Below are 12,026 nucleotides of genomic sequence, written 5' to 3'. Positions count from 1 at the left end.
CCCCCCCCCCGCCACTCGCTTCTTCAGTGGCTGCCGCGTCGTCTTCACTCGCCGCATCGTCGCTGGCTACCGCTGTTTCTTCAATTGCTGCTTCATCTTCCGCAGCGGCGGTTTCTTCAACAGCTCCCTCTTCGGTTGCTGACTCTTCAGAAGCAGCTTCATCGCCACCGCCTAATTCAGGCACTTCCATGACAGGCTCGACCATATAGGCAGTCACCGCTTCCATCTCTTCATCAGAGAGGTTGGGATTACCACCACGAGCAGGCATTGCACCAATACCATTGATCGAATGCTCTAGCAGCGTGGCAAAGCCTTGCTCCGTGCGCTCTGCCCAGGCAGCTTCGTCGCCCCGCACCGGTGCACCCGCCGCGCCAGTTTCATGGCACGCGCTACACACATTGCCGTAGATGCCTTCACCATCGATATCACCGCCGCTGCTACTATCGCTAGGAGGAGCCGCTGCAGTACCACAGTCCTGGCCTTGTAAACAGAGCTGCCCTACCGGCGCCAAACGCTCGGCAATCGCATCACGTGCGGCATCATCTTGGGCATAAACACTGGATGTGCCCGCCATGAAGCCGAGGGCCGCCAGCCCGCTCATGATCAGCTTAGCTTTCACTCTCACCACCTCTTGAGTATTGTCATAAAACGTTTTTTCTCAACCTCTGTCTCAAACCCTATGCGCAGCAGCGCCAATATCAACGATGCACCGCCGAGATGCCAAGACACGCGTATAGAACTAGTATACCGGCAACGCAAAGCGCAAGAAAATGCTACTAAGCGCGCTTATGTGATTCATAGGTACTATCTAAGCCTTATTTTGGCGCTTCGCCCCTCTCATCACCACCTTTCCACGCTAATAAACGCTGCTGTGCATAGCGCACAAAACCGGCCTGCTGGTAGAGCCGTTTAGCCGGTAAATTGACGTCATCAACCCCCAGCACCATTTCCTGGGCACCGGCCTGTTGGGCAAGTTCGAGGGCTTTATTTAACAGCGAACGGCCCAAGCCTTTGCCACGCCAATCCGGTGTTAGTCCCATTAACATAAGCTCCCAGCGGCCTAGCGTCGGGCGCGGCGCAAGCAGTAGCACACCCACTACGGTGTTTTGATAGCCAATGGCGTACCAGTGCTGTGGCGCTTGGGGATCCTGCTGATAAAACCCAGCTAATAACTCTTTAACCGAGAGTATGTCACGCAGGGGGCGGCTATCCAGAGAACCCTGACCCACTGCGGTCAATAGGGCTAGCTGTTCTGCCTGGGAAAACTCACAAAGCGGCTGCAGTGATAACGGTATCGCTTCATTCATCGCTAAGCGGCGGCGACTGCTGCCGGTCAAATGCTCCAAACAGACCAAGCGCTGCATGCCATGCTCCATTAACAGCACTTCTGATACGGGTGCCTGGGGAGAAAGCTCCAAGTGGCACAGGCGAATATTGTGCGTTTTTACCCATGCGTGGGCGGCACGCAACAGCACGTGGATTTGCTCTGCTTCCACACCGGGCAACGGTAACCACAGCTGCGCCATGTTTTCTGGCAGAGGCTGTGCCCAGATCGCGTCTTTTATTTGCCCTTTCTGATAGTTTACCAATAGCCCCTGCCACTCTTCGTCTGAGGCAGTCGACATACGCTTTAAAGCAGTACTGAGCGCCGCCTGCTGCTCAGGGTCATGAGCGGCAGCAAGCTGCAGCAGTGCCTCGCGTCGCTGGGTAGGTGGGCATGGCCTTACGTCTGGAAAAATAGCGTGGTGCTGATGCGGTTCAATCAAATGCAGCGCTCCGAAGGAGTAGTAAATTGTTGGCCTACAATTTATAACCTCATCCTGACGGCCTAAGCCTTTACACACCACCCTTGTCAGTGCTTATTTCAAGGTTTCATGATGGCGATTGTTTTTTAAAGAGTCGTTTTGAAGGAATCGTTTTGAAGGAATCGTTTTGAAGGAATTGTTCTGAAGGAGTAAACAAACCGCCATGCGTATATTGTTGGTAGAAGACGATCCGAGCTTAGCCTCGGGCATTCGCTTGGCATTGAAGCCCGAGAACTTCACGGTGGATCACCTTAGCGATGGTGTTAGCGCCCTGGCCGCATTAAAGGAAGGCGAACCCTTTGATGTGGTCATTCTCGACCTGGGGCTGCCACGCATGGATGGCATGCAGGTGCTGGAAGCCGTGCGGCGCCAAGGCAATCGCGTCCCTGTTTTGGTGTTAACTGCACGGGATGCAGTCGACGAACGTATCGCGGGATTAGATGCGGGAGCTGATGACTATTTAACCAAGCCGTTTGAGGTCGCTGAATTAAAAGCCCGCCTGCGCGCCCTGTTGCGACGTAGCAGCGACCAAGTCAACAGTGCCTTAGAGTGCAGTGGCATTCGCCTTGACCCTTTAACCATGCAGGTTAGCTACCAGGGCAAGCTGGTGGTGTTATCACGGCGTGAACTGACCCTATTGCAAGAGTTTATGAGCCACCCTGGACGGGTATTCACCCGCGATACGCTAACGCGCTTGATCTATGGCTGGGATGAAGATGTAGAGAGCAATGCCATTGAGGTGCATGTGCACCATCTGCGGCGCAAATTCTTTCCTCACCTGATTCGCACCCTGCGCGGCATTGGTTATGTCATGGATAAAGCCGATCAGGAACAGCACCCATGAGCTCTATTCGCCAACGCACCCTGGGGCTAGCGCTGCTGGTGTTTGGTATTAGCATGCTGGCGATTGGCTTTATCAGCTACCGCTACGCTGCCCATGAAATTGAAGCGTTATACGACGCCAGTCTTGAACAAGACGCGCGCTTGTTAGCAGGCTTGCTGCAAACCCCGCTGCCGGAAGAGACGCGTGACGCACTGCTCAGCAGTCTGGAAAATACCCTTGGGGGCGCGGCGAGATCCAATCGCCGCTTTTCAGGATACCGTGCGGATAGCCAGTTGGGCTTTCAACTCTGGGAACAGGGTCGTCTCCTGCTACGTTCGGCCAATGCCCCCGAATCGCCGCTGGCAGATATACCCTCGGGTTTCACCAGTCGCGCTATCGATGAAGCCGAATGGCGCATTTATGTACTCGAAATAGCTAACGCCACTCAGCGGATTGTGGTGAGCGAACGGGAAGACGTCCGCGGCGAACTGATCAGGGCGGTAGCGCTACGCACCCTGCTGCCCGACTTAATCGGCCTGCCACTACTCACCGCCCTGCTGTGGTGGTCAATAGGCTGGGGGTTAGCACCGCTATCGCGCATGGCCGAACAAATTCGCAATCGTGACCCGCATAATTTGCAGCCCTTAACGCTTAGCCCACTGCCCCAAGAGTTAGATACCATCGCTGGAGCACTTAACCGTCTATTAGAACGAATCCGCATAATGCGCGTGCGCGAAAAGCGTTTTATTGCTGATGCCGCCCATGAGCTACGCACGCCCTTAGCGGTACTCGACCTACACGCTCAGAACGCCCTGACCACCGACAGCCGCGAAGATCGTCAGGAGGCACTTAACCACCTGCGCGATGGTGTCGCAAGAGCTACCCGCTTGGTCACCCAGCTATTGACGCTGGCCCGCCTTGAGCCTGAAGAAGAGGCACGCCCCGAGTACCGCACTAGCCATCTACTTAGTGAAGTGCGTGAAACTCTGGCCAAACTTTCTCCACTGGCCGCAGAACGCGAACAGCAGTTGCTGCTCAACGCCGAAGAGCAGGCGGATTGGTCGATGTTAGAAGAGCCTGGCGCCATTGAAACGCTGGTGCAGAATTTGGTCGGTAACGCCATCCAGCACTCGCCTAACCAGAGCGTGATCAGTATCACACTGGCGACGACACCCTCGGGCTTTCAGCTAATAGTGGATGATCAGGGTTCCGGTATACCCATCAATGAGCGTAAAAAAGTCGTTGAGCGTTTTCAGCGCGCAGGCCCCAGCGCTGGCTCTGGGTTAGGGCTTTCCATCGTTGAGCGACTGGTTACGCGTCACGGCGGCTCCCTACAGCTTGATGACGCCCCTAGCGGAGGATTGCGCGTACGGATTGTTCTACCACCTCTCTGTGAGCAACCGTCGCTGCTGTCAGCAAGATAACGCTATTTTTGGGTCTCTTAAGGTTGCGATAAGAATTGCATGCAACTGTGGAGTTGCATGGTGAGCCAGATACCAACGGCTCGCCCTTTTCTCCACACGGAGGTACCCTGATGAACCAAGTCACCTTTTCGGCTAAACCCTTAATTCAACTGGGCTCAGCGCCACTGCTGACCAAGCCTGCAGCGCGGCGGCTACTGCCCACCAGCCCTGCCATGACCGTGCTGACCGATTTTTCCCAAGTAGCGCCTCAATCGGTTGATGCCGATACCCCCATCGACGAAACACACCTTAAGATGCGTTTTAGCGGTGTAAGACTGCTATTCGTCATGGATCACCAAGCGCACTGTGTCGGCATTATTACCTCAAAAGAGATGATTGGCACTCGGCGTATTAATTTAGCCATGCAGCAGCGCAATCTCTCGCGTGAAGATATAACGGCGGAAATGATTATGACCCCATGGCACAAGCTTAGCGCCATGCCCGTCGCCCAACTCGCCTCGCTGACAATTGAGGACTTGGTGATATCAATGGAGACCTTCACCGAGCAACACCTGTTAATCACCGAGCAAAACGATAACCATGAACTTAGAATTCGCGGCCTTATTTCAGCCAGCGATATACAGAGTGCGGTGGATAAAGAGATTAACCCAGTCCCTAGAGCGAAGAGCTTTGCGGAGATTTGCCAGGTCATTACCGGCCACGACCTATAACGACTGATTGTTAACCAATTTAATTTACACCTAGAAACGCCCCCCACTGGTTACACAGTGAGGGGCGTTTTCAGTTTGCTATACAGAGTTTAAAACAACGCGCCGTTAATCCAGAGATGCGCGGCAATGCTGGCGATATAACCCAATAAAATAGCGGGCACCCAGCGTAGGTGAACGGCAAAGGTATAGATGCCGCGTGCCTGGCCCATAAGGGCAACGCCCGCAGCAGAGCCCATCGAGAGCAAACTGCCCCCCACACCTGCGGTTAGTGTGATTAGCAGCCAATTACCTTCGGACATATCCGGGGCCATGGAGAGTACCGCGAACATCACCGGGATGTTATCGACTACCGCCGAGATAAGCCCCAGCACCACGTTAGCCCACACCGGGTTCCAACTACCGTAGAGCGTTTCAGAAAGCAGGCCGAGATAACCCATGAAGCCAAGGCCACCCACGCACATCACCACCCCGTAGAAGAACAGCAGCGTATCCCACTCTGAGCGCGCAATACGGCTAAAAATATCAAAGGGGACCACGCTACCAAGCTGCTCCAACTTCTTCCAATCGCCCCGGCGGGAGTAGCGCTCCCGTTTGCGTTCAAGCGAGCGCGGCAGGCTGCGACGGAGGTAGTAGCCAAAGAACTGCAGTAGTCCTAAACCAAACATCATGCCCATGGCGGGGGGTAAATACAGCACAGAGTGGCAGAGTACCGAGATGGCCACGGTGAGCAAAAACAGCACGATAATCCGCCGCGCCCCGCGCTTGAGCCAAACGTTCTCTTTAAGCGATGCAGGCTGACGATTGACGATAAAGAAGTTCATGATGACCGCAGGCACCATAAAATTAACCACCGAGGGAAGCAGCAGCGCGAAGAAGCCTTCAAACGGTACTTGGCCTGCCTGCCACACCATTAGCGTGGTGATATCGCCGAACGGGCTAAAGGCACCGCCCGCGTTTGAGGCTACCACCACGTTGACGCAGCAAAGGCCGATAAACTTATTATCCCCCTCGGCCACTTTCAGCACCACGGCGCACATCAGCATGGCGGTGGTCATATTATTGGCGATCGCCGAAATGCCGAAGGCCATCACACCGGTAATCCAGAACAAAGTGCGGTAGCTAAAACCTTTGCGCACTAGCCAAGAGCGCAGCGCATCAAATACGCGACGTTCTTCCATGGCGTTGATATAGGTCATCGCAACCAGCAAAAACAGCAGCAGCTCGGCGTATTCAAGCAGCGTTTCACGGAAGGCAATTTCCGCCTCTTGCGGCATCCCCGCTTGTACATAAACCCAAGCCACTAGCCCCCAGATAAGCCCCGCCGCGACCAGTACCGGCTTAGACTTACGCATATGCAGTAGCTCTTCACTCATCACCAACGCGTAGGCGAGCACGAAGATCACGACAGAAGAGATACCGGCAAGCGAAAGAGTAAGATCAAGGGGCCCGGCGGCGGCATAAGAAAGAGAGGGAAAAACGAAAAGACAGCAGGCAAGCAACAGCCAAGCGACCCGGCTAGCATAATGCCGGGTTACGAGGACGTTTGGTGGTTTCATAACAATGTTATCCAATGCAGGAGGGAGAAAAGACCGCCACGATCATAAGCACCCTAACCACATGCTGCAACGCAACGGCTGCGCATAAGATGCGGCTAATTGCCGCATCTTGTAACGTGTGTTTATTGGCTTAACTAAATTTAAAGTCTGACACCTTAATCACTCCACCGTCACACTTTTAGCCAGGTTTCGGGGCTGATCTACATCGGTGCCTTTGAGCACTGCTACGTGGTAACTCAATAGCTGTAGCGGCAGGGTATACAGCAGCGGAGCCAGCGCTTCATGCACGTGTGGCAAGGTCAGTACGCGAATATCTTCCTGACCCTCGATACCCACGCTCTCATCGGCAAACACAAACAGCTGGCCGCCGCGGGCGCGAACTTCCTGAAGGTTGGATTTAAGCTTTTCAAGCAGATCATCGTTGGGTGCGACCGAGATCACCGGCATTTCGCTGTCCACTAGCGCCAGCGGGCCATGCTTTAACTCCCCGGCGGGGTACGCCTCGGCATGGATATAGGAAATCTCTTTGAGTTTCAGCGCCCCCTCAAGGGCAATCGGATATTGAGCCCCGCGCCCCAAGAAGAGTGCATGATGTTTATCAGCAAACGCCTGGGAAAGCGTTTCGATCTGGCTATCCAGCGCTAGCACCCGCTGACACACTTCTGGCAGCGTGCGCAGCGCGGCGATTATATCCGGGTATTCGACCTGGCTTTTGGCTTTACTCACTGAAAGCGTTAGCAGCATTAACGCCACTAGCTGGGTGGTAAAGGCTTTGGTGGAGGCAACGCCAATTTCAGGACCTGCACGGGTCATTAACGTGATATCAGATTCACGCACCAGCGAACTACCGGGTACATTACAGATCGCCAGCGACCCCGCATAGTTAAGGGTTTTAGCAAAGCGCAGTGCGGCCAGCGTATCGGCGGTTTCGCCAGATTGGGAGAGGGTGACAAATAGCGTTCCTTCAGGCACGACCGGGTGGCGGTAGCGATACTCGGAGGCAACCTCGACCTGCACCGGCACACCTGCATACCGTTCTAGCCAGTAACGTGCCACCAGCCCCGCGTGGTAGCTGGTACCGCAAGCGATGATATGCACGTGGCGAGTACGTTGGAAAAGCGCCAGTGCATCCGGGCCAAAGCTCTCCACTAATACGCTTTGAGCGCTCAGCCGCCCCTCTAATGCCGCCTCAATAACCGTCGGCTGCTCAAAAATTTCCTTGAGCATATAGTGGCGATACTCGCCCTTACTGGCCGCGCCATCACCGTGCTCAAAGGTATGGATAGGGCGCTCTACGTCGTTACCGTGGCGATCTACAATGCGAATGGCGCCCTGCTCACGCAGCTCAACCAGGTCGCCCTCTTCAAGGTAAATAAAGCGATCCGTCACCGGCAGCAGCGCCAGCGGGTCAGAGGCTAAAAAGGCTTCATTAATTCCCACACCAATCACCAGTGGGCTACCCTGGCGAGCGCCAACCACCACCCCTGGCTCTTTGGCACTCATTACCCCCAGCGCGTAGGCGCCGCCTAAGCCGTTAACGATCTGCTGCGTAGCATCAAACAGGGTGAGCCCATCGGCCAGCTTTTCGGAAAGTAAGTGAGCAATCACTTCGGTGTCAGTTTCGGAGCTAAACTCATAGCCACTGCGCTGCAGGTTATCTTTTATTGCCTCATAGTTCTCAATAATGCCATTGTGAACAACGGCAACTTGGTTTTCATGAACCTGGCTACCACTATGATGCGGGTGTGCATTAGCTTCTGAGGGTTTACCGTGAGTTGCCCAGCGGGTGTGCGCTATGCCCGAAAAACCCGGCAGCGCGGCCTTATCCAACTCCGCGGCAAGCGCCGCCACTTTTCCAAGCGCACGATGACGAGTTAATACCCCATCACTGAACACCGTCATACCGGCCGAATCGTAGCCGCGATACTCCAGGCGCCTTAGCCCTTCTAATAGGATTTCTTGGACGTTGCGCTGGGCAACGGCGGCTACAATGCCACACATGATCACTCTCCTAGGTTATTAACCAGAGCACTTCAAATAAGCGACTCAACCAATGCGCAGAAAGATAAATCGACGGCATAGGTATATGAATACGGCTTTTTAATGATTCTTTGAACGATGTTTAGAACTATTTTTAATACTATTTAAAGTACTATTCATCAAAGTACTATGGCTCTGTCCGCTTGCTGGGGCGCAGCCAATCAATTTTTTCTAACTGGCGGCCTCGGGTTACTGCCAAAGCGTAGTCGGTGACATCTTTAGCAATCGTAGATCCAGCCCCGACAGTGGCGCCTTTGCCTATCGTAACAGGTGCTACCAACGCAGAGTTGGAGCCAATAAATGCATTATCGCCAATATCAGTACGGTGTTTATTAGCTCCGTCGTAGTTACAGGTAATAGTGCCTGCTCCCACATTCACATCCCGCCCTAAATGAGCATCGCCGACATAGCTTAAGTGATTAATCTTACTGCCCTCTCCCACATCAGCGTTTTTGGTTTCAACAAAATTGCCCACCTTGGCTTTTACCGCCATTCGCGTACCGGGACGTAACCGCGCAAAGGGGCCAATCTGGTTTAGTCCCGCTGCCACGGTGCCTTCTATTACACTATGGGTGTCTATCACGCTTTGCGCACCAATGGTGCTGTTTTTGATGACACAGTAGGGGCCAACCCGAACGCCTTCACCTAATTCAACTTCGCCTTCAAACACGCAGCCCACATCAATAAATACATCGTGCCCGCAGGTTAAACGCCCGCGAACATCGAGCCGTTCAGGGTCGGCAAGAGCCACCCCCTGCGCCATTAACTTGTCGGCCAATTGGCGTTGATAAACGCGCTCCAGGCGGGCCATTTGTGCCCGGTTGTTAACGCCTTCTACTTCGACGGCGGTGGCCGGTTGGACAGTGCACACTTTGATGTCTTCTGCCGCTGCCATGGCTATTACATCGGTTAGGTAGTATTCACCCTGGGCATTATTAGATGAAAGCTGCGGCAACCAGCGTTTTAGCTGACCGCTGGTCATGGCCATAATGCCGGTATTGCATTCGGTGATGGCAAGCTGGGCACTGCTGGCATCTTTTTGCTCAACAATCGCCACCGCATCGCCTGCATCGTTGCGCTCAATCCGCCCATAGCCGGTAGGCTCGGCTAGCGTTACCGTCAATAGTCCCATGTGCTGTTCATCCACATGGGCCAATAGCTCGCTTAAGGATTCCCGCTGCAGCAGCGGTACATCGCCGTAAAGGATTAACACCTTGCCGCTGCCCAACTGCTCAAGCGCTTGAGCCACCGCGTGCCCGGTGCCCTTCTGCTCGGCCTGCACGGCAAACTGCACTGAATTTTCTGCCAGCGCTTCGCGCAGCTGGTCAGCACCATGGCCAATCACGACATGAGTCCGGTCAGGCTGCAACCCAGAGGCTGTATCCAGCACATGCTGAACCATGGGTTTGCCCGCCAAGGGGTGGAGCACTTTAGGAATTTGCGAATTCATCCGCGTGCCTTTACCCGCAGCGAGAATGACAATATCCAGTTCTTGCATGTTATTCACCTGTTACCGGTTGGACGGCGGGCGCTGTGTTGGTGGTTGGTGATGGAGAGGTGGAAAATTGTTCAATGCCCAACTCGTTCACCAAGGTCTCACCAAAGTAATCAATAAATTCAGGGCTGGCGATACTCCGCCATTCGTCACCCTCACGGACTAGCATTAATACTTTAAGGCTATTATCGAGCGCCATCTGTATAGCGTCTTCTTCGCCCACCACCAGTAGCGCTGTCGCCCAGGCATCCGCCCAGGCGTTGGAGGGGTGGAAAACAGACACCGACGCAAGCTGGTGGGTCACCGGCCGCCCCGTACGCGGATCAATGGTGTGGGAGAAGCGCTGACCATCCACTTCAAAATAGTTGCGGTAGTCACCAGAAGTAGCCACCGACATGCTCTCTAGCGGAATAATATGCTGGGCACGCTGCTGGCCATCCTCGGGTACCTCAATACCAATACGCCAAGGCGTTTGCTCTTCTTCATCGCGCAGGCCACGTGCAATCAGATCACCGCCTAAATTGACCAAGTAGTGCTCTATGCCCTGCTGATTCAGGTAAGCGGCTACCCGGTCGGTGGCATGGCCTTTTGCCACACCGGAAAGATCAACAAATACATCGCGGGTACGCCGCGCCTGCATATTTTGGCTATCGATCTCTAGGGCGTCAAAGCCTACCTGGGTAAGCTGCTCGGCGAGAACATCATCGGAAGGCTCCACTTCAGTCCTCGCGCCGGGCCCGAAACTCCACAAATTAACCAAGTCGCCCACAGTAATATCAAAAGCACCGTGGCTGGCTTCAGCGACTGACTGGCTAATCGCCAATACCTCAATAAGCTCATTGGAGAGCGGCTGCCACTCTTCCAGCGGGGCCTCGTTAAAAGCGATCAGTTCGGCATCATCACGGTAGGTGGACATCGCCTGGTCAACGCTTTCCAGCTCTGCTTTGAAACCCTCTTCCAAATCAAGAGACTCGCCCAAAGTGAGCGGATCCATAATGGTTACCTGATAGAAGGTGCCAAAAATATTGCCATCAAAGCGTACCGGAGGCTCCAGCGGACGATCACTCTCTGAGCAGCCTGCCACGCCCATCGCTAAGCCCAGCAGCGAGCCCATCACGATCAATGTACGGCGCCACCTTGTACTGCGTTCACCAGCCAATTTCTGTTTAATTTTTTTCATCGTTGCCTTGCCTAAAAATGAAGCACTTAAAAATGACGCACTTAAAAATGAAAAAACCACAGCAGCCAGGCGCCGAACAGCACGCGATAAATGACAAAGGGCTGCATTCCTAATTTTTTTATGAGCACCAGGAAGTAGTGAATACACAAATACGCGCTTACCCCCGATAGCAGGGTTCCCACTAGCATCGCTGACCAATCAATCGACTGTGGGGCGCTTAGCAGCCCCACTGCTTCTAAGCCTCCCGCCAACACAATCACTGGGATCGACAGTAAAAAAGAGAAGCGCGCTGCCCCTTCACGGCTCATCCCCACCATTAGTGCCGCCGTAATGGTAATCCCTGAGCGCGATGCCCCCGGAATTAGCGCCAGCGCCTGGGCGCCGCCAATAATCAGAACATCCTTTAAACGCAGCTGGTACTCGCTTCGCGTACCCTGCTTACGCCAATCCGCATACCCCAACAATAGACCGAAACCAATTAAACTAACGCCGATAATCAGCGTAGAGCGCATATAGTGAGAAATAACATCGTGCAGCAGTAAGCCAATAATACCCACGGGGATAGTGGCCAATGTCACCCAAAAGGCGAGCCGCGCATCCTCGTTGACGCCTTTCCCCCCGATGGCGGCCAGGCTGCTGGTGATCATTTGCCAGATTTCGTGCCTGAAATAGATGATGACCGCGGAGAGACTGCCTAAATGCAGTGCCACATCAAAGGCTAAGCCTTGATCCTGCCAATCTGTCAAAACAGGCACCAAAATCAGGTGAGCAGAGCTTGAAACGGGTAAAAATTCGGAGATTCCCTGAACAACCGCTAACACCACCACCTGGAGCCAATCCATAAAAAATCCTGTGTATAGAAACTATTTAATGTTTGCAATGGCGCTTAAGGATACACATCCGCTAATTCATTGTCCGCCATTGGCTTTGCTGACACTAACCGCCACTGACACTCAAAGGAGGCGTTTCACAGCTTGAACGCAGTGGAGGCTA

General features: G+C 54.0%; 10 protein-coding genes. 3 read left to right on the top strand and 7 right to left on the bottom strand.

Annotation, left to right across the window (positions count from 1 at the left end; translation table 11 throughout):
* Together KUC_RS19065 and KUC_RS05990 are read right to left on the bottom strand one after the other, a co-directional pair.
* Positions 1-619: c-type cytochrome (locus KUC_RS19065; protein ID WP_244264742.1), on the bottom strand; the 619-nt coding region annotated here is incomplete at its 3' end.
* Between the two features lie 196 nt (positions 620-815).
* Positions 816-1,766 carry a GNAT family N-acetyltransferase gene (locus tag KUC_RS05990; RefSeq protein WP_244264741.1) on the bottom strand — a complete coding sequence of 317 codons (951 nt, stop codon included), beginning with the start codon at positions 1,764-1,766 and terminating at the stop codon, positions 816-818.
* Between the two features lie 202 nt (positions 1,767-1,968).
* Between KUC_RS05990 and KUC_RS05985 the strand changes: the two genes are divergently transcribed.
* From KUC_RS05985 to KUC_RS05975, 3 genes are all read left to right on the top strand, one after another.
* Positions 1,969-2,649, top strand: coding sequence for a response regulator (locus tag KUC_RS05985; RefSeq protein ID WP_007112239.1), 681 nt, complete (start codon positions 1,969-1,971; stop codon positions 2,647-2,649).
* Complete coding sequence (locus KUC_RS05980) at positions 2,646-4,052, top strand: ATP-binding protein (protein ID WP_007112238.1); 1,407 nt, start codon at positions 2,646-2,648, stop codon at positions 4,050-4,052. Before KUC_RS05985 ends, KUC_RS05980 begins: the two co-directional genes overlap by 4 nt.
* Positions 4,053-4,162: 110 nt before the next feature.
* On the top strand, positions 4,163-4,762 hold the full coding sequence (locus KUC_RS05975) for a CBS domain-containing protein (RefSeq protein ID WP_040479688.1): 600 nt from the start codon (positions 4,163-4,165) through the stop codon (positions 4,760-4,762).
* Between the two features lie 89 nt (positions 4,763-4,851).
* Here the strand turns inward: KUC_RS05975 and nhaD are convergent, their stop codons facing one another.
* From nhaD to KUC_RS05950, 5 genes are all read right to left on the bottom strand, one after another.
* Complete coding sequence (nhaD, locus tag KUC_RS05970; protein WP_040479684.1) at positions 4,852-6,318, bottom strand: sodium:proton antiporter NhaD; 1,467 nt, start codon at positions 6,316-6,318, stop codon at positions 4,852-4,854.
* Between the two features lie 159 nt (positions 6,319-6,477).
* Entirely contained in the window at positions 6,478-8,319 is a 1,842-nt protein-coding gene (glmS, locus tag KUC_RS05965) for a glutamine--fructose-6-phosphate transaminase (isomerizing) (protein WP_007112235.1), read from the bottom strand.
* Positions 8,320-8,485: 166 nt separating this feature from the next.
* On the bottom strand, positions 8,486-9,856 hold the full coding sequence (glmU, locus tag KUC_RS05960) for a bifunctional UDP-N-acetylglucosamine diphosphorylase/glucosamine-1-phosphate N-acetyltransferase GlmU (RefSeq protein WP_007112234.1): 1,371 nt from the start codon (positions 9,854-9,856) through the stop codon (positions 8,486-8,488).
* A 1-nt stretch (position 9,857) separates the two neighbouring features.
* Positions 9,858-11,033: an FAD:protein FMN transferase gene (locus KUC_RS05955; protein ID WP_083825747.1), complete on the bottom strand. Its 1,176-nt coding sequence runs from the start codon at positions 11,031-11,033 to the stop codon at positions 9,858-9,860.
* A gap of 41 nt (positions 11,034-11,074) precedes the next feature.
* The gene (locus KUC_RS05950; RefSeq protein WP_007112232.1) at positions 11,075-11,875 is read right to left on the bottom strand and encodes an undecaprenyl-diphosphate phosphatase; all 801 of its coding nucleotides are present in this window, start codon (positions 11,873-11,875) and stop codon (positions 11,075-11,077) included.
* Between the last annotated feature and the right edge of the window lie 151 nt (positions 11,876-12,026).

The sequence above is a fragment of the Vreelandella boliviensis LC1 genome, assembly GCF_000236035.1.
In the GTDB taxonomy this organism is placed as follows: Bacteria; Pseudomonadota; Gammaproteobacteria; order Pseudomonadales; family Halomonadaceae; genus Vreelandella; species Vreelandella boliviensis.
This window is presented reverse-complemented; position numbering and strand designations above follow the sequence as displayed.

Excerpts from the sequence above, each read along its gene's own strand:
- glmS (WP_007112235.1), bottom strand. The coding sequence starts at position 8,319 with ATGTGTGGCATTGTAGCCGCCGTTGCCCAGCGCAACGTCCAAGAAATC.
- KUC_RS05955 (WP_083825747.1), bottom strand. The coding sequence starts at position 11,033 with ATGAAAAAAATTAAACAGAAATTGGCTGGTGAACGCAGTACAAGGTGG.
- KUC_RS05980 (WP_007112238.1), top strand. The coding sequence starts at position 2,646 with ATGAGCTCTATTCGCCAACGCACCCTGGGGCTAGCGCTGCTGGTGTTT.
- KUC_RS05985 (WP_007112239.1), top strand. The coding sequence starts at position 1,969 with ATGCGTATATTGTTGGTAGAAGACGATCCGAGCTTAGCCTCGGGCATT.
- nhaD (WP_040479684.1), bottom strand. The coding sequence starts at position 6,318 with ATGAAACCACCAAACGTCCTCGTAACCCGGCATTATGCTAGCCGGGTC.
- KUC_RS05975 (WP_040479688.1), top strand. The coding sequence starts at position 4,163 with ATGAACCAAGTCACCTTTTCGGCTAAACCCTTAATTCAACTGGGCTCA.
- KUC_RS05950 (WP_007112232.1), bottom strand. The coding sequence starts at position 11,875 with ATGGATTGGCTCCAGGTGGTGGTGTTAGCGGTTGTTCAGGGAATCTCC.
- glmU (WP_007112234.1), bottom strand. The coding sequence starts at position 9,856 with ATGCAAGAACTGGATATTGTCATTCTCGCTGCGGGTAAAGGCACGCGG.